The sequence below is a fragment of the Limnothrix sp. FACHB-881 genome (assembly GCF_014698135.1).
Classification (GTDB): domain Bacteria; phylum Cyanobacteriota; class Cyanobacteriia; order CACIAM-69d; family CACIAM-69d; genus CACIAM-69d.
In genome coordinates this window covers 212732-234112 of sequence record NZ_JACJSN010000003.1, presented here as the reverse complement: position 1 = coordinate 234112, position 21381 = coordinate 212732, and the positions used below count along the sequence as shown (strand labels likewise).

The following is a 21381-nucleotide window of genomic DNA, read 5'->3' as shown; positions in this document are numbered from 1 at the left end:
TCAATCCTCAGGGGTTAATCCCCATGATCGGGGAATTGTGATGCGCAGGGTGGTGCCTTTTCCCGGTGCGCTGGCGATCGCAAACTGCCCGCCCAGAAGTTGCACTCGTTCTCGTATGCCACGCAATCCATAACCAGTTGTGGCCGCGCCTAGATCAAAGCCTTGGCCATTGTCCATAATTTCCAAATTGAGCGTGGATGCTGTGTAGTGACTCAGCAAATCTACCCTCGAAGCCCGCGCATGTTTTTGCACGTTGGTTAAGGCTTCTTGAATGATGCAATAAACCTGATGGCTAGTTTGGATATCGATCGCCGGTAGGTTCAGTCTTGAGGTAATCACCAGGGATTGGGTGTTGTGAATTTGATTGATTAACCGCTGCAAGGCCACATCGAGCTGAAAGGAGGGATCGCGGGTGGTTTGAACCGCTTGGTGTACCGCCTCTAAGCATTGACTGGCTAAGGTTTGTGCATGGTTGAGGGCGGTAGCCGCTTGATCGCGATCGCGCCCTTGCATCACTTGCACTAACTCGAGTTGCAGGCGAAGGGTGGTCAGCGAATGGCCCAAGGAGTCGTGAATTTCGCGGGCAATGCGCGATCGCTCCAAATCCGCCGCTAGGGTTTCGATCGCTTGGGCTAGGGCTTCCGATCGTTGGCGGCTGCGACGCTCCGCCATGATCAAAAAGCCAATCACCATCACCAGCGCACTGATGCTGATATATTCCACTGAACTCGACAAAATAATCGCCTGTGGTTTGTAAATCTCCTCCCACTGTTGCGATCGGGTGGTTTCAATGAACAATTTTTCAATAACAGGAATCGTCCACCAGATACAGAGCAAATAGCTAATTCCTGCACCTGTTACTAGATAGACAATGGCTTTGCGATTAAACAAAAAACAACTTTTGATTAAGATCAAATATAAGAGCAGATGCAAATCGACTAGTAACAATTGTGCCACTAGAACCAGCGAAATTTCTAGTCCAATATAGACGTATCGCACCCAGTGAGGTTGCTTGATTGGAAAAAACCAACTCAGCAGCCAAAAGATGGTGACAAACACCAAAACCTTGCTGAATAAATCGGGCAAGGTCGGCAATTTATAAAAATACCAATCAATGCCATAGGCCAAGCCATACATTAAGAGCAAGACCCATTCCGCATAGCGCATCATGGGCCGTAACTTAAAGAAAGAGGAACCAAAGTAGCTGCGTAGAGCTTTCATCCTGAAATACAGTGGGCAATTCCCACTGGAGAACGATTCAAAGGGTTTCAAAGGGATTTAAAGTGATGTCAATTTGGGATAACGATGCATAAGCAAACTTGCCAATTTCCCCCCTTGGTAAGGGGGCAGGGGGGATCGTGGCCTGTCGGTCCCACCCCAGAATGGTTGCTCCGATCTGCCGTTGATCGAGGATCCCCCCTCAATCCCCCCTTAGGAAGGGGGGAAGTCAATTACCATCAGAATTTTTGAGGATTTGAAGGCGCTGGCTTAACCCGAACTGATGTTAAAGCGATTAAAAAATGGGGCGATCGCATCATTTACCGATATTTCCCTAGGACATTCTTAAGGCTGTAATCGGGTCGAGCTGGGCCGCTTGACGAGCCGGAACCACGCCAAAAACCAGACCAATACTTCCAGAAATGACCGTGACCACCACCATGGCCTGCACAGGGACGGTGGGCTTGAAAGGAGTCAAAGTGCCGATCAGGGCCATGCCGCCCGCACCTAGGGAAATGCCCACAACGCCACCGGCCACGGCCAAGATCGTGGCTTCGATTAAAAACTGCTGCAAGATCGCCTGGGGGGGAGCGCCGATCGCCTTGCGGAGACCAATTTCCTGGGTGCGCTCGGCGACGGAAACCAGCATGATGTTCATGATGCCAATGCCGCCTACCAGCAAGGAAATCCCCGCAATCAAGGTGAGCATTGTCCCCAACGCGCTGGTAATTTGCCCCAACAAATCCTGAATGGATTTATTCGCCACCACTAAGAAATCCTGTTTGCCATGCAAGCGCGTCAACAGATTCGTGACTTGGAAGGCAGCCGATCGAATCTGGGCTTGGTCGCGGGCGGTGATCTCAATTTCATCAATCAGCAGTCCTTGGGGTACCCGTCGCCCCACGACTTGATGGGCCATGGTTGTGATGGGAATGAAGGCATTGGCATCGGGATTCACACCGAGAAATGCGCCTTTTCTTTGGATGATGCCAATGATCTGAAAGCTCTGATTGTTAATTTGAATTTCTTGGCCGATCGGGTTGGTGCGATCGAACAGTTTCCGGGCCAGCTCCCCACCCAACACCGCCACCTTGCGATCCTGACGTTGGGCGGCCTCGTCCCAAAAAATCCCCTGGGCCATGCGAATATTCCGCACCTTCAGAAAGTCGGGCGTGACTCCCTGCACCGTTGCCGTCACGGTGCGACTGCGATGGCCGATCGCCAAGGAACTCGAAATCGTAGGTGACACCCATTGGACAGCTGGTGCTTGGGCGGCAATCAAGTCCGCTTCGGACAGCAGCAAGCGCGGCACTTCACCGGTCAGTTCCTTGCTTTGTTGCTCACTCAAAAAAACGTACAGGGAGTTTGCACCCAAGGATTCCACCTGAGTTGCGGTGAAATGTTGGGCCCCTTCACCCAGCCCCACGGTGGCCACCACTGAAGCATTGCCAATCACGATGCCCAGCATGGTCAGCAGGCTCCGCATTCGATGGCTGACCAAGGTGCCGATCGCCATGTTGAGCGTATCTAGAGGGTTCATTAGAAGCCGCTTCCTTCGGGATTATCAACACCCGGAATCACTTGGTTGATCGGGGGACTCAGCAAAATGCGATCGCCCGCTTGCAGGCCCGATCGCACCTGGGCTTGGCTGCCACTTTCTGCACCGATTTCCACGGTTTGAAAGCGTGCTTCCTGGTTCGGCACCACCCGCCATACGCCCTTGCGGCCGTCCTTTTGGGTGACAAGGGCCGCGAGCGGTATCACCAGCGCATTCCGAATCGGCTGGCCCAAAAACGCTAATTTGACGTTCATGCCGGCTTTTAAGATGTCCAGTCCCGTTTGCAGGGAAACTTTGATGCGAAAGGTGGTGACGTTGTTTTCTGGCACAGCTCGGGGGGCAATGCGCTTGACCCGCCCCTGAAACGTGCGATCGGGATAGCTGTCGCTGCGAATTTCGACGGCCTGGCCCTGGCGAATTTGACCGATCGCGGTTTCGGGAATTTTGGCTTCGACTTCTAAGCCACTGAAGAGTTCGGCAATGGCCGCAGAGGTGGCCCCATCACTGCTGGATGCGGTGGTGGTGGGTGCAACAAAATCCCCCACATCGGCAAATCGGCGGGTGATGACTCCTCCAAAGGGCGATCGAATCAGCGTGTTTTGTAGCTGGATTCGCACGACTTGCAGTTGCGATCGCGCTTCTGCGACTTGGGCCCGGGCTTGGGCAACTTCCTCGGCGCGAAACCCCTGGCGCTGTTTATGGAATTCCTGTTCGGCGGTGGCCAAGCTGGCTTTGGCTTGCTCGACGGTGGCGCTGGCGTTGCGGGCTTCGGTCAAGGTCTCATCCAAAGCGTCTTGACTCAGTACGCCTTCGCTGGCCAAAAGCTGGCGGCGCTGGAGTTTTTGGGTGGCTAATTGCCACTTTCCTTCGGCCTCTTGCAACTGGGCTTGCTGCCGTTGCACCTCGGCTTGGGCCTTGGTGATGTCTTCAGGGCGGTTCCCCGCGAGTTTCAGTTGCAATTCCGCCTGCGATCGCGCCAGGCCCGCTTGAGATTGTTTGACCTGCGCTTGCAGTTGTTCGCCGTCCATTTGGGCCACCACTTGCCCAGGCTGCACTCGATCGCCCTCGCGCACAAACAAGGCCGCCACCTTGCCGGCCTCCTTGGGGGCCAAGTTGACCTTACGCAGGGGCTGCACCACCCCATTGGCCTGCACTTGCACCACCAAATCTTGCCGCTGAACCAGGGTTGTGTCCTGGGCAAGATCCACCTTGGGGGCAGGCGCTGGGCGAGGGATCACCAGGGCGATCGTGCCCAACAGGCCCAGGGCCCCGAGGCCCCCGGCCCACAGCTGCCATTGCTGAAACTTGAACCGAATCGCAGGTTGCATGGACGTTGCCCAAACCGGGATCAAATGCCACCTCATCACTCTAAAAAGATCGCCCCCATCGCGACGACTGCCGCCGGTCATCAGTGCCCATGACTAGAGTCACGATTTCCCAGCGGCCGCCATCAGGGGCGGATTGCCGGAAATTCCCCGCTAGCGCAACGGGCCGGCCGCTTGGTATAAGCACCTTGTCTATATCGATGCGAAGCACAACAAACACAATGGCAAAAACCCTCTGGATGTTCCCGGGCCAAGGCTCCCAAGCCGTTGGCATGACTGCTGACTTGCTCGACTCGCCAGCCGCCCAAGCGAAGTTGGCGATCGCGGATGAAATTTTGGGTTGGTCGGTGGCGGAGGTTTGCAACGGCGACGAAGCGCAACTCTCCCAAACCCAATACACCCAGCCTTGCCTATACGCGATCGAGGCGATCTTGGTTGATGCGCTGAAAGCCGCCGGTCAATTGCCTGATTTGGTGGCGGGTCACAGCCTGGGGGAATATGTGGCCCTCTACGCGGCCGGGGCTTTCAGCTTTGAAGCGGGTCTGAAGTTGGTGAAGCGGCGGGCGGAGTTGATGCAAGCGGCTTCCGGCGGCAAGATGGCGGCCATGATTGGCTTCAACCGCCCGGCCCTAACCGAGGCGATCGCCGCTACCGAGGGTGTGGTGCTGGCCAACGACAACAGCGATGCCCAAGTGGTAATTTCCGGAACGCCCGAGGCGGTGGATGCGATCCTGGGCAGCGTCAAAGCCAAGCGGGCTGTGCCCTTGGCCGTGTCCGGCGCGTTCCACTCGCCCTACATGGCGGAAGCATCGGCGGAATTTAACGAAATTTTGGCGGCCACGGATTTTGCGGACACGGCGATCGGGGTGCTCTCCAACACTGACCCCACCCCGGAAACCAGCGGCGCAGCTTTGAAAGAACGGCTCTCGAAGCAAATGACCGGCTCGGTGCGCTGGCGGGAAACGATGGTGATGTTGAACCAGGTGGCCTGCATGGAGGCGATCGAGGTGGGGCCGGGCAAGGTGCTGACGGGTTTGCTGAAGCGTGCCTGCCCCAACACCGCCCTGGTCAACATTGCCGCCCTCGCCGACATCGCTTAAATCTGCTTGCTGGTGACGTGATGGAGTGATCGCTAGTTATTCATAACAATCAATGGCAACTGGCGATCGATTCCATCAAAATGGGTATTAATCCAGTGAAAAAGTTCATCATCAACGCTTTATTTAAAAGAAGTTCTACAACAGCCTGTAGGGTGGGCACTGTCCACCTAATAATTGCTTCATAGCATCTGCAATACGGCGTACTAACCGTTTTAGATAAAAACTGTAAAAGCTCTACAACTGATGAAAGTAATTTATCTAACCCATGTTATTCAGTTTCTTCTGAATCTCTTTGCCCAAGCTCAAGATGATGTTCTGCTTTTGAAGCTGCCCGATGGTCGCGAATTTGTGTTGACCTCCGTTGAGCGATTGCAAAATTCGGCCGAGGATTTGACCACGGAGGTTCAGCAAATTACGCAAAATCCAGAACTGATGGCCCTGTTGCAAGAGCGCAAGACGGATCGATCGCGCTTGAGTTTGGCGGATGCTTACGATCGCCTGGGTCTAGAACAGCCCGAGTCATAAGCTGAGATTCATGAATGATTTTCTAAGGCGGCGCGATCGGTATATGCGTGATAGTTTGGCGGTGCGTTTAGGTGGCATTGCGGCAAATTTGGCGCGGGTCAAATCCTTTGGCAAAAATCCTGATAACGGGCAGCTCATTTCCAGTTTGCTGCGGGAAAGTGGTTGGTTCATTGAATGGGCAGCCCCCGAGACCGATTTACCGGTGGCGATCGAGCTGGTGGCAATTCAGCGGCAGATTGTTCAGTGGTTAGCCGATTGGCCGGTGCTGTGGCCAAATGCCGATCGCCGTCAGGTGGTGTTGGAGCGATCGAGCCTGTGGAGCGAATGGATTCTGGCGCGATCGGGCCTGTTGGACTAGGGGAACGGTCACCAAGCTGAACGATGGTTTTGAGCGATCGGCGGCCGAGCGTTCCGTGAGACTTCGTAAAGGTTCGTTGCAACTCGGGCCAGCAAAACCTAAAAACTTGTCAACAAATCTAACCAAAATAAGGGGATCAACCTAGCGTAAAAACAGAACGCCATTCCTGCGAGGTGCGTTATGACCGTTACCAACGATCGCGAACTCGAAGCCCTAATTGCGCGGGTCAAAGCCGCACAGCGCACCTATGCCACCTTCAGCCAAGAGCAGGTGGATTTGATCTTCAAAAAAGCAGCCTTGGCGGCCAACGCGGCCCGCATCCCCCTGGCCAAGCTGGCGGTAACCGAAACGAGAATGGGGACGATCGAGGACAAAGTGATCAAAAATCACTTCGCCTCGGAATTCATCTACAACAAATATAAAGCCGAGAAAACCTGTGGGGTGATCGAAGAGGACAAGGCCTTTGGCATCCAGCGAATTGCCGAACCCGTGGGGATTTTGGCGGGAATTGTGCCCACCACGAACCCCACTTCGACGGCGATTTTTAAGGCCTTGATTGCCCTGAAAACCCGCAACGCGATTATCTTTTCGCCCCACCCCCGGGCCAAGGACTGCACGATTGAGGCGGCGCGGGTGATTTTGCAAGCGGCCGTGGAAGCCGGGGCCCCGCCGGACATCATTGGCTGGATTGATCAGCCCACCGTGCCCCTGTCGCAGCAGTTGATGCAGCACCCGGATGTGAACCTGATTTTGGCCACGGGCGGGCCGGGCATGGTGCGGGCGGCCTACTCGTCCGGTCACCCGTCCTTGGGTGTGGGCGCGGGGAACACGCCGGCCCTGATTGACGAAACGGCGCACCTGAAAATGGCCGTGTCGTCGATTATTCTCAGCAAAACCTTTGACAACGGCATGATCTGCGCCAGCGAGCAATCGGTGGTGGTGGTGGATGCGGTCTATGAACAGGTGAAGCAGGAATTTCGCGATCGGGGGGCCTATTTCCTGGATCCCGAAGAGAAAGTCCGCATGGGCGCGCAAATCCTGATTGATGGGCGGCTGAACCCGAACATCGTCGGCCAATCGGTGGAACAGATCGCGGCGATGGCGGAGATTCAACTGCCACCGGGCACGCGCCTGATCGTCGGGGAGGCGAGCGTGGTGGGGCCAGAGGAACCGTTCTCCTACGAGAAGCTGTCGCCGGTGCTAGCCATGTATCGGGCGGCGGATTTTGCCCAGGCGGTGGAACTGAGTGAGTCGTTGGTGATGTTTGCCGGGCGGGGTCACACGGCGGTGCTCTACACGTCGCCGGACAACCGCGATCGAATCAAGCAGTTTGAGGATCAGGTGCAAACGGCGCGGGTGCTGATCAACACGCCCTCGTCTCAAGGGGCGATCGGGGATATCTATAACTTCCGGCTTGATCCGTCCCTCACCCTCGGTTGCGGCACTTGGGGCGGCAACTCGATCAGTGAGAACGTGGAACCGCGCCACCTGCTGAACATCAAAACCGTGGCGGAACGGCGGGAAAATATGCTCTGGTTCCGGATTCCGCCGAAAATCTACTTCAAATATGGCTCGCTGCCGGTGGCGCTGCGGGAGCTGGCCGGGCGCGATCGGGCGTTCATCATCACCGACAAACCCCTTTACAACCTGGGGATCACGGCGGGCCTGGAAAGCGTCCTGGATGATATTGGCCTGAAGTACGACACCTTTTACGATGTGGAGCCGGATCCTTGTCTGGGAACGGTGAACCGGATTTTGGAACAGATGCGATCGTTCAATCCGGACACGATCATCGCGATCGGGGGCGGTTCCCCGATGGACGCGGCCAAGATCGCCTGGTTGCTGTACGAGCATCCCGAAATTGAATTCGAGGGGCTGTCGATGCGGTTCATGGACATCCGCAAGCGGGTGTATGAGTTGCCGCCTTTGGGCCAAAAGGCAATCCTGGTGGCGATTCCCACCACCTCGGGCACGGGGTCGGAGGTTACGCCCTTCGCGGTGGTGACGGACGAGCGCACGGGGATCAAGTACCCCCTGGCGGACTATGCCCTTACGCCGACGATGGCCATTTGCGATCCGCAATTGGTGCTGGATATGCCCAAGTCCCTGACGGCCTTTGGGGGCGTTGATGCCTTGACCCACGCCCTGGAGTCCTACGTGTCGGTGTTGGCTTCGGAGTTCACAAACGGCGAGGCTCTGGAGGCGATTCGGCTGATTTTCAAATATCTGCCCTCGGCCTATGAGCATGGGGCGGCGGATCCGAAGGCGCGGGAAAAGATGCACTACGCGGCGACGATGGCGGGGATGGCCTTTGCCAATGGTTTCTTGGGCATTTGCCACTCGATCGCCCACCAAATTGGCGGCGCGTTCCACATTCCCCACGGCCTGGCCAATGCGCTGTTGATTTCCCACGTGATTCGCTACAACGCGACGGATGCGCCCTTTAAGCAGGCGGCGTTCCCGCAATACAAGTATCCGAATGCCAAGTGGCGCTACGCCCGGATTGCGGACTATTTGAATTTGGGGGGCACGACGGAGGACGAGAAGATCGATCGACTGATTGGGGCGATCGAGGCGCTGAAGCAGCAGGTGGGGATTCCTCGATCGATTCGGGAAGCCACGTCAATTAGCGAGGCGGAGTTTTTGGCGAAGTTGGATGATGTGGCCGATCGCGCCTTTGACGATCAATGCACGGTGTCGAATCCCCGTTACCCGATGATCAGCGAGCTGAAAACGCTGTTGTTGCGGGCCTATCACGGAGATTCGCCGCTGTTGTCGGCTCCGGAAGCGCCGGAACCGGTGACGACTCCCTAGGGCCTGGTTAAGCCGTCGCTCGCGAGTGGTTCGATCGGGGCTTGATCGTCCCGATCGTCCTGTCACTGCAACGAAAATCCATATCTCAATCAAGCACCATAAATTGATCTTTAGTCCAATCTGGTTTACAAAAAACCAATTTATTGACTGTATTGGCTACATCTGCTAATGTAGCAACATGGTCAAAAAAGGAAGTCTTTAGGCATGAAATTAGATGCAGTTAGTGAGGTAGCCGCATTATTCGATTCTCAGCCGGGAATGTCAGAACTTAGAGAAGTATCTGCTGAAGCATTTCGAGAGGCTGTGTCATCTGCTTACAAGAAAGTCGCCAATTATGCTGATGGCCGAAAAACAGAGAGCTTTGCCCGAACTGTTAACATGGAGTTGCAAGAGAACGTCTCAGTACTTATCCATCAAGAAAAGTTACAAGAACGTTTTGGCATAGAGATCGAGCGAGAAATGAGGGCCTCCAATCATTGCTATGTAAAAGTAATTCTGGGGAGATTCTGTGCTACGTACCATAAATCACCTGGAAGAAGAAAACTACCTTTATTTGCGAAATACCGAATTGATCTCAGTAAAAATAATCCTCCACTACCTGTGCAGCTAGATTTTCTGAGTCCAGCATTTAATCCGTGGGAGAATAATCAGCGCTGGTCTAAGTTTATCAATGGGAATACTCCGATCTTTGTGCCATTTTCGTACGGGCTAGACTTTCATTTCAGAATGGTATATTTGGAACATCATCTCCCATGCTTCCAGTATAAAAAATCAATCGTTTCTCGTGATATACCCCTGTACAATCCCTTTGAGACCGAGTATATTGACCATCCGGTTAGCCGACTGAAGGATCAAGATACTCAAACTCAGCACATCTCTCCCCCCAAGCCAAGCCGAAAACAACAGCGCCAAGCAGAAGATGCTTAAGATGGCAATTCTATGGTGATGAAAAGAAGAATATTTCAAGGAGAAAAATTGAAGGCTGCTCGTAATATGCGAGGAGTCACTGCCGCTCAGCTTTCTGATTTGATTGGGGTTAGCCGACAGTCTATTTATAAATACGAAAGAGGAGGACAGGAACCCACTCCAGAGACACTTGAGAGGATATGTGTGGCTCTTGAAATCCCAGCTTCCTTCCTACTGAGTGCATGGCTCTATCCGCCAGGAAACAGCGAGATCACCTTCTTCAGATCTTTTAATTCAGCGACTAAGAAGAAGCGAGACATGGCTAGCGAAAAGGCCAACATTCTCAGAGAGATTTATATTTACCTTGACAGCTTCATTGACTTTCCTCCCCTAAATTTGCCAAGTCTTGATGAAATTATTCCTCAGAATTTTGACAATTGGCTAGCTCTTCCAAACGAAGAAGCAAACGCTAGGATTGAGAAGGCTGCAAACGAAACGCGAAGATTCTGGGGGCTAGGGTATGGCCCTATCAGCAATGTCACTTGGCTACTAGAGAATCAGGGAATTCTTATTGGACGTTGCTCCCTTGACTCGAAAGCAGTGGATGCGTATTCCATAATCTGTAAGCTACGACCCTTCATAATCTTAGGGAGTGATAAAGGGTCGTGCGCACGTTCAAGATTTGACTTGGGGCATGAACTAGGTCATATCCTGCTTCACGCAGAAGCTAGGGATCAACATCTGTCAGATGAAGATGTTTTGAATAAGATTGAGCGTCAAGCTGATCTCTTTTCGTCATTTTTCCTGTTTCCTCAGTATGCATTTCTAAATGAAGTCAATCGACCTTCATTGGAGCTTTTCAGGATGTTGAAAGGGAAATGGAAAGTTTCTATTGCCATGATGATTTATAGGTGCAAGAGCCTTGGAGTTCTAACTGATGCTGAGATCGATTCCATGTGGCGCAATTACTCTCGTAGGGGATGGCGTAGGGCAGAACCGTTTGACAACGAAATTCCCTTAGAATCACCCCGTCTTCTGAGTTCAGCGATAGAGATGCTAGTGGAAGAATCAGTGAGCTATCGCTCCAGTATTCCTAGCTACTTGAATCTCTATTCATCTGATATTGAAGAAATTTGTTGTTTATCCGAGGGGTATCTAGAGGATTTACCAGATAAGGTTATTAGCTTGGTAAAGGCTAATAATGATCAGCTTTCCATTAATCTTGATGAAAACCTTGTCAATGCACCAAGTCCTAATCCAAAAGTAACCAGACTATTCGGATAATCCTAGGAGTAGGGTATCTGGGCTTTTGTCCCTGACATGCAGCTAATTGCCTGAACGAAGTTGAATTTTGAGCGAAAATTCTCATGATTGCGAAACCTCACAGTCATCTTCATGGGAGGTAAGCGCTGTCTGAGTAGCTGGTTGGGCTGGATCGGCGATCGCGAGTCGAACCGGTAACTTCAGCGTAAACGTCGTTCCCCAATCGCCCGATTCACAATCGATCGTGCCGCCGTGCTTTTCCACAATCACCTGCTGGGCGATCGCCAGACCCATGCCCGAGCCTTTGCCCACGGGTTTGGTTGTGTAAAACAACTCAAAAATCCGCGATTGTTCACTGACGGGAATGCCCAAGCCGCTGTCGGTGACCGCCAAGCTGACCGAATCCGGGTCAAGGGTGCGGGTGGTGAGCTTCAGGGTCAAGAGCCGATCGGGCTGTTGGCGGAAGGCCTCATCCAGCGCATCGATCGCGTTCGTCAAAATGTGCATTAACACCTGATTGAGCTGACCTGCATAGCACTCGATCAGGGGCAAAGATCCGTAGTCCAACTGCACCACAATGGCCGGGCGGTGAGCTTGGGCACAGAGGCGCGATCCCAAAATGGTGAGCACGCTGTCCAGGCTTTGGGGCAGGTCGATCGCCTTCACCTCCGCCTCATCCAAACGGGCAAACAACCGCAACGACAGAACGATCGCCCGGATGCGTTCCGCGCCCGATCGCATGGAAGCCATCAGTTGCGGCAAATCTTCCCGCACAAACTCCAAATCCAACTGTTCCACGAGCGATCGAATCTCTGGACTGTGGGGGCCATGGCCCGCCTCATACAGCGTCAGCAACTCCAGCAGATGGCTCACCCCCTCCGTGACATGGATTAGGTTGCCGTAGATAAAACTGGTGGGGTTATTGATTTCGTGGGCCACCCCGGCCACCACCTGCCCCAGGAGCGACATCTTTTCCGTTTGGATCAGTTGCGCTTGGGTGCGGCGCAAATCCATCAGGGTTCTGTAGAGGGTGCGGGCTTGGGAGCTGGCAAAATCCGCCGCGTCCGCCAATTCCTGATTGCGTTCGGCCACCCGCTCAATCAACGTATCAAGAGCCTGGGCCAAGGATCCCACTTCGTCTTGGCTGGTGATGCCCACCCGTTGGCTGAAGTCGCCGGTTTCCGCCACCCCTTGGGCCACCGTGGCCGCCCGCACCAGGGGATTGACGATCGCCCGCGTGACTCGCATCGCAATCACCCCCGCCACCGCCGCCGACAGCAACAGGCTCAGGATCACAACGCCTTTTTCCAGACCTTGGGCCTCTTCGAGCAAAACTTCCGCCTGTTCCGCTTGCCCATGGGCCATAATCACCAGCCGGGACAGGGCGCGATCGGCCCCGGCCAGCGCTTTCCACTCCAGGGCCTCCGCTGCCTCTTTGGCTTCCTTTTGGGCGGCCGATTGATTGGCCTCGTCCGCCTGCTGCATCAGCATTTGCTGATTGGCATATTCCTGAAGATCCGCCACGCTTTGATTGGCCAAGTGCAACAGGCGATCGGGGCGATCGGCCAGCCATTGGGGATTTTGCTTGAGATAGGCGGTGAGTTCGTTGGCTAAGTCGCGGGCTGTTTGGATGGCCGCGATCGCGTCCTGCTGGAACAGTTGCCGTTGTGCGACGGGAATTTCATCATCCCCCGCTTCATCAATGGCGAGGCGAGCCGCCTGCAAGTTGCTGCGTAAATCACTGAGTAATTGAACTTGTGTGGTTGCGTCGTGCAATTGGGCCACCCCGCGCCCTTGGAAATGATCCGCCAGGGCGATGCCGGCCAAGGAGCCAACGGCCCCCGTGGCGATCGCCAGGATATAGCCCAACGCAATCTTTTGGCTGAAGTGCCAATTGCTGATGCGTTGTTGCCAATGGCCGAGCCAGCGCGATCGCCCCTTGATCTGGATCTTCATCGTGGAGTGGGACATCGCTGCCGTCGAGTGAGGAGAGGGCAGTGGAAAATTCATTGATTACGAATTTTAGGGCAGCTCCAACCGCAACAGCCCTACGCCGTGGGCTGATTATGCTTGGTTGTAACCTCAATGGATTGATGCAAACCCTGAAAGATGGATAAATTTAACGATTCATGAGGGATGAAACGTGAATTCACTATCTTTTTTGTGTAGTTTTGGAAGGCTAAGGCAGCCGTCAAAGTCGATCCCAATCTATCAGGTGCTTCCTTGAAATGGCGTTAAGAAATGCAATCAAGAATCAACAATATAATCCATCAGTTGATTGCCTAATTGGGTGCGATCGGCAACATGATCAGTATCCAAATGTCCGTATTTGAAGACCTTAAAAGTCGCAAAGTTTACCAAACCCTGACCCTAAAAACCGCAATTCTGGTGACGCTGAATGGGTCATGGCTGCCGCAACTGAAATGTTTCGTCCCAATCGCCCAGTTCGCCAACCGATTCCCGGGGAGTGTGGCGCTGGGTGGAGTCTGGGGCCTGAGCCAAAACCTGAGCCAAAATATATTCCCCAATGCTTCGGTTGGGGTTCGGTGGCCCCACCCCCCCGCGTCTCGGTCGGTAGGCAGTAGGATTAAAAATGATTTTGTAATCGATGCAATACAACCTTGAAGCTTTCAGGCCGCCCAACCGTGCTAAACGCTCTCATTGCTGACTTTCGCATCATCTTCGATCGTGACCCCGCCGCCCGCAATTGGCTAGAGGTGCTTTTTTGCTATCCGGGGTTGCAAGCGTTGATGCTCCATCGGCTGGCCCATTGGCTGCAACAGCACCAATTACCCTTTGTGCCTCGGCTGATTTCCCACATTGGACGACTACTGACCGGGATTGAAATTCACCCGGGCGCAACGATCGGGCAAGGTGTGTTTATCGATCACGGCATGGGCGTTGTGATTGGTGAAACGGCGATTGTGGGCGACTATTGCTTGATTTACCAGGGCGTGACCCTGGGGGGCACGGGCAAGGAAAGCGGCAAGCGCCACCCCACCTTGGGTGACAACGTGGTGGTGGGAGCTGGGGCTAAGGTGCTCGGCAATCTGAATATTGGCGAAAATGTGCGCATTGGGGCTGGTTCCGTGGTTTTGCGGGATGTGCCTGCCGATTGCACGGTGGTAGGTGTGCCTGGTCGTGTGGTCTATCGATCGGGTGTGCGGGTAGATCCACTGGAGCATGGCAAGCTGCCGGACTCGGAAGCCCAGGCGATTCGGGCCCTGCTCGATCGCATCGAAGCCCTGGAGCGGCGGATTGAGGAAATGGAAGCGGAACGGGCCCAAGTGCCGGTGGCCGTGGGTGCGCCGGAGCGCCCTTGCGAAGACTTGACCCTTTGCGATTGGGAACGGATTGCCAAGGTGGCCGCGGAGGTGACGGCGGCCCAACGCCAACTGGGCCAGCTCAATCTTGTGAGTGGTGATGACCCGGCGGGAAAGCGTTGCCGGTTGAGCGATCGGGCCCTGGAAGAGTTCTTTGATGGGGCTGGGATTTAGGGCGAATGATCGGTCTGAGCACTTGGACTGGTTATTGGACTGGTCATCGGGCTGATCATTCGTCTGAATCGTCAGCCTAAATCATTGGGCTAGATCACCAGAAATCTTGCTGTTGTTGGGTTTCGTACCTCAACCCAACCTACAAGACTGGGCCGGTTACTGGGCTGATGTCGATCGCGTTGGGGCCGGATGCCGTCCGGCTGGCGGTCTTGCGCCTTGCTGATTTGCGCCTTGCCTAGGGGATCTGGTGGGGCGGCGGGGCCAGCAGGGGAAGTTCGATCGTGAAGCAACTGCCCACTCCCACTTCGCTGACCACATCCACACAGCCCTGGTGCAGTTCCACAATTTGCTTCACTAGCGCCAAACCCAATCCTGTGCCGTCATATTGGCGATTCAAGGCCCCGTCCACTTGGATGAAGGGCTGAAAGAGCTTGGGTAAATTTTCGGCGGCAATGCCAATCCCGGTGTCGGCTACGGCAATGCGCACGAAGGTTGTGGGTTGGTTGGCGGGCGCGGTGGGGGCTGGGGGCTGCTGCACCAGGCCCTGGAGATGCATTTTGGACAAAGCGCGCGATCGCACGAATTCCGAGGCGGCGGTTAACGATTCGCTGGTCACGGCGATCGAAAGGGTAATTTTGCCCCCTTCCGGCGTGAACTTCACCGCATTGCTCAGCAAATTAATCAACACCTGGCGCAATCGTCGTTCATCGACCCACAGATTAGGCAAGTTTTCTGGGCTGTTGAGGCGCAGTTCAATCCGTTTTTTCGTGGCCTGCTGTTGAATGAAAACCAGGCTCGATCGACACATGGGCACCAAGTCCGTGATTGACCAATCCAACTCCATTTGGCCGGACTCAATCTTGGCCATGTCCAAAATGTCGTTAATGAGTTCCAGCAGGTGTGTGCCGCTTTGGTCGATCGTCCTGAGCGCATAGTCTTGCTGGGGCGTAATTGGCCCAAAAATTTCCTCTTGCAGACTTTCGGTCATCCCCAAAATGGCATTCAGCGGCGTGCGCAATTCGTGGCTCATATTGGCCATGAACTCATCTTTCAAGCGCGTTGCTCGCAACAGTTGTTGATTCGTTCGCTGCAACTGTAATTCCGCCGCTTGGCGATCGGTAATGTCTTGATAGATGCCCAAAACCCCAATCACCGTTCCTGACGAATCCCGGAGCGGAACCTTGTTGGTTTCAATCTGGATCAGGGAGCCATCCAGTTGTTTTTGGGACTCAATGAGATGTAGCTTGGCCATGCCAGACTCAATCACTTCCCGATCGTCCGCTCGGTATAGCTCGGCTTCGCTGACTCCCCAGGGCAAATCGTAATCCGTCTTGCCCACGATCGCCTCCGGTGAAGGCAGCCCCGCCGCCGCCGCAAAGTTTTGGTTGCACCCCAGGTAAACCGAATTGCGATCTTTCCAAAACACAAAGAGCGGAAATGTATTTAAAACCGTTTGCAAAAATTGCTGCGATTCCTGAAGTGCTTTGCGGGTTTGTTTGCCCTCAGTCACATTCCGAAACATGCTGCGAATGGCGATCGGTTTCCCCTCTTGAAAATCGCAGTTGGCATTTCCTTCCAACAAAATTTCTTGGCCATCTTTGCTGAGAAAGCGAGTTTCAATGTCTAAAGAAGCTTCCCCGGCGCAAAGGCGATCTAAATATTGGCGGTAGTCTTCTAAGTCCGCAGGATGGACAACCTGAAAGATCGACAAATCATTTAAATCTTCATCGCCATAGCCCAAGGTTTCTTTCCAAACCCGGTTGACCAACAAGATTTGCCCTTGGGGATCAATTCGTTGAATTAAATCCGTTGCATTGTCAAACAAATCCCTCAGTTGCGCTTCTTGAGCTTGCAGTTCCAAGGTGCGCTGCAACACCCTCGCTTCCAAGTCTTGGTTCAGTTGCTCCAAGGCATCGTTGGCCTGTTTGCGCTGAAGTTCGGCCCCTGCCCGGGAGGCCAACACCCGCAAAAGGGCCATGGCTTGTTGGTGTTTTTCTTCAGAAAAGGGTTGTTGATCTAGGATGCAAAGACTGCCGATCGCTTGTCCTTGATCATCCTGTAAAGCAACGCCCAACAGCCCATTCACTGCCCCAGGAAAGAGGGAACGGGAAATGGAAAAACAGGACTGTCCGCCGGTTTCACAATAGAGTTCGCCATGTTCCAAAATGTAGGAACAGGGTGTGTTTTCTAAGTCCAAATTGGAATTGTCGCCCAGTTGACCATCAACCCAAACACCAAGGGTTTGTAATCGATCACCCCGTAATTCCGTGGCTACCACATAATCCACATTCAGGGCTTCCGCAATATGCCGCACCAAGTTGGGGAAAAACTGTGCTCCGGTTACCGTGGCCGTGCCTTCAATCACTTGATGCAAAGCTTTTTCGGCCTGTTCTCGGGCCATTTCTGCCAAATGTTGATCGGTAACATCCTGCACCGTGCCTTGGGAATAAAGGGGCGTGCCATCCTCGTCATAGGTTGTTTCGCATTGCTCATGGACATATTTAATCCGCCCATCTGCCAACAGCAACCGATGGGTGACGGAATAGGGTTCATGATTGACTAAGTGGCGCTCATAGGCTCGGTCGACCATTTCTCGATCGTCAGGATGAATGGCGGCCATCAAGGCTTCATAGGATGCATCAAATTGCTGTGCATCCACTTCAAAAATCTCAAAAACTTGCTCAGACCAATAGAGCTTGTTGCTTCGTAAATCTATTTGCCAATTGCCGAGCTTGGCAATCCGCTGGGACTCTTGCAGACGATCGCTCAGTTGGCGCAGGTTCTGTTCCGCAGCCTTGCGATCGCTGATATCCGTGACGAATCCCTCTAAAAACAGAAATTTTCCTTCATCGGAATAAACACCGCTACCCCGCTCCCAAACCCACTTTTCTTGAGCAAACTTGGTGAGAATGCGATATTCGCACTCATAGGGTTCTTGCTTTTGAATGGCGGCTTGGACAATTTCCCAAACGCGATCGGCATCTTCGGGGTGAATTTCTTGACCGCAACTGGTGGTGCGATCGACTAAATATTCATGAGTTTCATAGCCCGTGATGGCCGTTACCCCATCGCTAACAAAAAGCGCGGAGTATTCAGGATTATTAGCCACTCGATAAACATAGCCGGGCAAATTGGCCACCAGGGTCGAAAGACTTTTTTCCTGTTCCGCCAGGGCCAGTTCCACTTGTTTGCGAGCCGTAATATCAACCCCTACGCCCAAAACGCCATATTCACCCTTGGCGGGCAGAAAAATCGGTGACTTGTGCCATTGCAGCCATTGAATGTCTGGATTGGTTCCAAATGGATCATCAACTTGGCCGTTGCAGGAATCTGCCCCAGAGGAACCACCAGCCCCCGATAAATTGATTTCCAAGGCAGTTCCTAGGGTGTTGGTTCCTAAGTCAGATTCTGGGGAAGCATCGAGGAGGGCACCATCCTGCTCCACTGAGGCGATCGAGTCTGGCTGAACATCTGACTGAGCAATTTTGCGGCGAATCACCATTTCCTCAGGCAAGAAGAGTTCCTGGCGATTTTCAATGACGAAGCGATTTTCGCTCAAAAACCGAGCATTGGCTTCCGAGGGCCCTAGTAATTCTTCGTCAGTTTTATTCAGCAGTTCATCAACGGTGGTTCCGTAATAATCCGCCATGGCTTGATTGGCGAGCACATACCGACCCTCCCAATCTTTGACGAAAATTAAATTGGGATTGTTGTCAATAACAGATCGTAAAAAGACCTGTTGACGATTAATAAAATCGCGACTGAGGCGCAGCGAAATTTTTGATTTAATACGTTCTTGGTTTTCGCGATGTAACTCCCCGATCGCCTCCTGAAGCTGATTGGTTCGAGATTGAATAATGCTATTTAAGCTGCTTTGAACATTGTGAATTGAAGACTGTACTTCCTTCAGGAAATGCACATTTTTCAGCACGCCCACCCGAATGGCTTGGCAACCATCATCAATAAAGGTTTCCGAGAGCAACATGCTGAGGGCTGGCCGATCGGGCTGCTGGATGGCTAATTCCACATCCCGGCGGTGATAGGGTTGCTGTAGATCGGAGGCGATCGGGGCCTGTTGTTGCACCCAACGGGTCAAAGCGGGCTGGCCCAGGGTGGTGATGGGTTGCCCTTGTAGGTTTTGCTGCTCGATCGCGCAAATTGCTTTTAGCGCGTCATTGGTAAACAGTAATTGCCCACCGGCATCGGCCACATACACACCATCGGGTAAACTTTGAACCGTATGATTCAGCCACTGTAATTGGCGTTGTTGCTGATAGGTTTGCCAGCTTTTTTGTAAGGTAATTGGCAATAGCTTGAGATAGGCTCCAGCGGCATCTTTCACCACATAATCGGCAGCGCCCTGTTGCACCAGTGCCAAGGCCACATCTGCGGCATCCGCTGGAACCATCACCAGCCAGAGAACCGCCTGGGCTTCCATGAGCTGCAAGAGTTCCCGAAAGCTGGGTGCGGCTTGGTCGAGGAGGTCGGGTTGATCCTGCGCGATCGGGGTTACGGGGCGATCGCTGGGCTGGGGGCTGCGATCGGCCAAGTCTTCAGGCTTGTTGGCGGGACAGCTTTCAGTCCCTGCCGACGGTTCCAAGACCGCCTCGATCGGGGGAATCGCACAGCCATTGAGCAACACCATCTCGACCGGTTGCCGACGCAAATGGGCGATCGCCGCCTGCATGGAAGCCACCACATGCCCTTCACCCAGCCAGGGCCAGTGCTGAAAACAGCGAGCAAATTTTAACTGATCCGTTTCATCAGGTTCCAAGACCAATAATTGGCCCAAACAGGGTGATGCATTAGCCGCAGCAACGTTGGTCATTGGATGTAAAGAACGCGGGGATCCATTCCCTTAAACACTGAATCACCATCGGCCGAGCGTTGACCCAGAACCCAGAACGCCAATTTGCAAGATACCTAAAAGGGTTTGAACATCAGGTTTGGATAATGACTGAGAACCATGGCTTGACCATCACAAAATGATCAAAATTTGCTCCATGAGCGTTTGGCTGATCCCTCAGCATTGACTGATCTGACTAGCGGGGCGGTCTGTTGATCGAGGATGCTGAATTTTTCAGTCAACAGAATTTTCTCACGTCTTGAACAAATTAGATCTATGTTTTAGATCTGATTTGAGCTTGGTTGAAATCCGTTTAGGTTCAACCCAAACTCCTGTTCAAATCTTGATCTCAGCCCTAGCCTTAATGCTTGAAGCCTTTTAGAAACCTTCCTTTGTGAACCGCAATTGTTCCGAGAATCCTGCTCTGTTTTTAAAAACTAACCGTGATGATTGAGCAATCGTTGAAAATTCTTGAGCTGGTGGGGTTGATAATTCTATTTAAGCATTCCCTGCGATTCTCCTAAAGTATTCCAAGGGGCAAAAGCGATCAAATTCAATCAAGAAGGATTTGGGTATAAACTATCACTAGAGTATGAATTAAATCATTGACTACTGATCATTATTAATACCTAATTCCATCATTGATTGCTGACAATGTTGCTGGCCGTTGAAGCCGGCCGCCGAAGTTGACCCTATCGCCCTTATAGGGAAAAAGAGGTGAAAGTTGGCTGTTGTGGGGAGCTTTGTAAAACAGCTTCGTAATGTTGGGCGGCTTGGTCCCAGCTAAAGTCGCGCTCCACGTAGGCTCGGGCCGCTTGGGAGAGTTGGGCCCGCAACTCCGTAGATTCCCACAACCGACCGATGGCGGCAATGTATTCAGCGGGTTGGTTGGCCCGTAAGGCTAAGGGCGGTCGGTCGATCGTCAAGCCCTCGAGTCCCCGATCGCTCCCCACCACGGGTACGCCGGCCGCCATGGCCTCAAGGGTTTTGTTTTTGATGCCCAGCCCGGTGCGCAGGGGCACGACGCAAACGGAGGCCCGATGTAGCTCGGCGGCCATGGAATCCACAGGGCCGGTGACCACTACGCCAGGTCGATCGCCCAGGGCCAACACCTCAGCGCTGGGCCGAGCCCCCACAATCCGAAAGGTGGCGGCGGGATAGGTCGATCGCAGCGGTGGCAGAACGGCATTCACAAAAAACTTCACCGCATCGATGTTGTGGGTGGCATCCATTGCGCCCACAAACACCAATTCGTAACCCCCGGGATCTTGATCGCGCAGCGGAAACAGGGCCAAGTCCACCCCGTTGGGAATGACGAAACCGGGCACTTGGGGCGCAAATTGGGCCATGTAGTCCCGATCGTCGGGGGTGGTGGTGACGATCGCGCTGAATTTGTTGGCGTAGCGGCGCTCGTAGCGGGCGAGCAAGGGCAAATACAGCCAATCGCGTGTGGGGTGGGGAGATGCACCCAAATCCAGATGCCCCTTGGCCCAACCGTAAACGGAGCTGTGAACATCCACAATCGATCGCAGCTTAGGATAGCGCTGCTGCCAATCGGGCCGCACATAGATTTCATTCACACTGTGCTCGCAGGTGACCACATCAAAGCGATCGGCCGCAATTTGTTGATCAATCCAAGCCTGCATCGGCCGCGAAAAGCGATGCAACACATTGGGCGGCGTGCCCCTCAGCCAAGATTGCCCAAACCGCTTCACCTTGCGGGCCAACTGGCGTGGACTGCGGCTGGCGGCCGGATCCGGTGGCAGCGGAAACACCATCACCTCCTGAACAGTTGCCCGAAGCGCGGCCAGATGGTCATCGGTGACACTAGGATGGCGCTGGGTGGCAATGGTGACCGCATGGCGCTGGGCCAAGCGGGCCAGCAGGTTGTAAGTCCGAATTTCCGTGCCGCCTTTGCTGGGCGGATAAGGAAAGGTAGAAGAAATGGCTAAAATTCTCATGGCGATCGCC

13 protein-coding genes are annotated in these 21381 nt (G+C 53.7%); 7 read left to right on the top strand and 6 right to left on the bottom strand.

Annotated features, from left to right (window positions below):
- The 3 genes from H6G52_RS05045 to H6G52_RS05035 all read right to left on the bottom strand — a co-directional run bounded on the left by H6G52_RS05045 (position 1) and on the right by H6G52_RS05035 (position 4104).
- The gene (locus tag H6G52_RS05045) at positions 1–1221 is read right to left on the bottom strand and encodes a sensor histidine kinase (RefSeq protein ID WP_190526838.1); all 1221 of its coding nucleotides are present in this window, start codon (positions 1219–1221) and stop codon (positions 1–3) included.
- A 331-nt stretch (positions 1222–1552) separates the two neighbouring features.
- Positions 1553–2758, bottom strand: a complete 1206-nt coding sequence (locus H6G52_RS05040) for an ABC transporter permease (RefSeq protein WP_190526836.1) — start codon at positions 2756–2758, stop codon at positions 1553–1555.
- Positions 2758–4104, bottom strand: a complete 1347-nt coding sequence (locus H6G52_RS05035; RefSeq protein WP_190526834.1) for an efflux RND transporter periplasmic adaptor subunit — start codon at positions 4102–4104, stop codon at positions 2758–2760. Before H6G52_RS05035 ends, H6G52_RS05040 begins: the two co-directional genes overlap by 1 nt.
- 218 nt (positions 4105–4322) lie before the next feature.
- On the opposite strand from H6G52_RS05035, the gene fabD reads away from it, so the two are divergent.
- The 6 genes from fabD to H6G52_RS05005 all read left to right on the top strand — a co-directional run bounded on the left by fabD (position 4323) and on the right by H6G52_RS05005 (position 11088).
- A complete protein-coding gene (gene fabD / locus H6G52_RS05030; protein ID WP_190526832.1) occupies positions 4323–5201 on the top strand; it encodes an ACP S-malonyltransferase in 879 nt (292 codons plus the stop codon).
- A 243-nt stretch (positions 5202–5444) separates the two neighbouring features.
- On the top strand, positions 5445–5726 hold the full coding sequence (locus tag H6G52_RS05025) for a hypothetical protein (RefSeq protein ID WP_099531626.1): 282 nt from the start codon (positions 5445–5447) through the stop codon (positions 5724–5726).
- 10 nt (positions 5727–5736) lie between these two features.
- Positions 5737–6084 carry a hypothetical protein gene (locus tag H6G52_RS05020; protein ID WP_190526831.1) on the top strand — a complete coding sequence of 116 codons (348 nt, stop codon included), beginning with the start codon at positions 5737–5739 and terminating at the stop codon, positions 6082–6084.
- Positions 6085–6264: 180 nt separating this feature from the next.
- Positions 6265–8898, top strand: a complete 2634-nt coding sequence (adhE, locus tag H6G52_RS05015) for a bifunctional acetaldehyde-CoA/alcohol dehydrogenase (protein ID WP_099531624.1) — start codon at positions 6265–6267, stop codon at positions 8896–8898.
- A 204-nt stretch (positions 8899–9102) separates the two neighbouring features.
- Entirely contained in the window at positions 9103–9825 is a 723-nt protein-coding gene (locus H6G52_RS05010) for a hypothetical protein (RefSeq protein ID WP_190526829.1), read from the top strand.
- 12 nt (positions 9826–9837) lie between these two features.
- Positions 9838–11088, top strand: a complete 1251-nt coding sequence (locus tag H6G52_RS05005; protein WP_190526827.1) for a helix-turn-helix domain-containing protein — start codon at positions 9838–9840, stop codon at positions 11086–11088.
- A gap of 81 nt (positions 11089–11169) precedes the next feature.
- On the opposite strand, the gene H6G52_RS05000 is transcribed toward H6G52_RS05005, so the two are convergent.
- Positions 11170–13023: a sensor histidine kinase gene (locus H6G52_RS05000; RefSeq protein ID WP_190526826.1), complete on the bottom strand. Its 1854-nt coding sequence runs from the start codon at positions 13021–13023 to the stop codon at positions 11170–11172.
- Positions 13024–13712: 689 nt separating this feature from the next.
- Between H6G52_RS05000 and cysE the strand changes: the two genes are divergently transcribed.
- On the top strand, positions 13713–14564 hold the full coding sequence (gene cysE, locus H6G52_RS04995) for a serine O-acetyltransferase (RefSeq protein WP_190526824.1): 852 nt from the start codon (positions 13713–13715) through the stop codon (positions 14562–14564).
- Between the two features lie 235 nt (positions 14565–14799).
- Here cysE and H6G52_RS04990 read toward each other — a convergent pair whose 3' ends face one another.
- Both H6G52_RS04990 and H6G52_RS04985 read right to left on the bottom strand, forming a co-directional pair.
- Entirely contained in the window at positions 14800–19392 is a 4593-nt protein-coding gene (locus tag H6G52_RS04990) for a PAS domain S-box protein (RefSeq protein ID WP_190526822.1), read from the bottom strand.
- 719 nt (positions 19393–20111) lie between these two features.
- Complete coding sequence (locus tag H6G52_RS04985) at positions 20112–21371, bottom strand: glycosyltransferase family 4 protein (RefSeq protein ID WP_190526932.1); 1260 nt, start codon at positions 21369–21371, stop codon at positions 20112–20114.
- Between the last annotated feature and the right edge of the window lie 10 nt (positions 21372–21381).

Coding starts and splice junctions, on each gene's coding strand:
- H6G52_RS05045 (WP_190526838.1), bottom strand. CDS start 1,221: ATGAAAGCTCTACGCAGCTACTTTGGTTCCTCTTTCTTTAAGTTACGG.
- H6G52_RS05040 (WP_190526836.1), bottom strand. CDS start 2,758: ATGAACCCTCTAGATACGCTCAACATGGCGATCGGCACCTTGGTCAGC.
- H6G52_RS05035 (WP_190526834.1), bottom strand. CDS start 4,104: ATGCAACCTGCGATTCGGTTCAAGTTTCAGCAATGGCAGCTGTGGGCC.
- fabD (WP_190526832.1), top strand. CDS start 4,323: ATGGCAAAAACCCTCTGGATGTTCCCGGGCCAAGGCTCCCAAGCCGTT.
- H6G52_RS05025 (WP_099531626.1), top strand. CDS start 5,445: ATGAAAGTAATTTATCTAACCCATGTTATTCAGTTTCTTCTGAATCTC.
- H6G52_RS05020 (WP_190526831.1), top strand. CDS start 5,737: ATGAATGATTTTCTAAGGCGGCGCGATCGGTATATGCGTGATAGTTTG.
- adhE (WP_099531624.1), top strand. CDS start 6,265: ATGACCGTTACCAACGATCGCGAACTCGAAGCCCTAATTGCGCGGGTC.
- H6G52_RS05010 (WP_190526829.1), top strand. CDS start 9,103: ATGAAATTAGATGCAGTTAGTGAGGTAGCCGCATTATTCGATTCTCAG.
- H6G52_RS05005 (WP_190526827.1), top strand. CDS start 9,838: ATGGTGATGAAAAGAAGAATATTTCAAGGAGAAAAATTGAAGGCTGCT.
- H6G52_RS05000 (WP_190526826.1), bottom strand. CDS start 13,023: ATGAAGATCCAGATCAAGGGGCGATCGCGCTGGCTCGGCCATTGGCAA.
- H6G52_RS04990 (WP_190526822.1), bottom strand. CDS start 19,392: ATGACCAACGTTGCTGCGGCTAATGCATCACCCTGTTTGGGCCAATTA.
- H6G52_RS04985 (WP_190526932.1), bottom strand. CDS start 21,371: ATGAGAATTTTAGCCATTTCTTCTACCTTTCCTTATCCGCCCAGCAAA.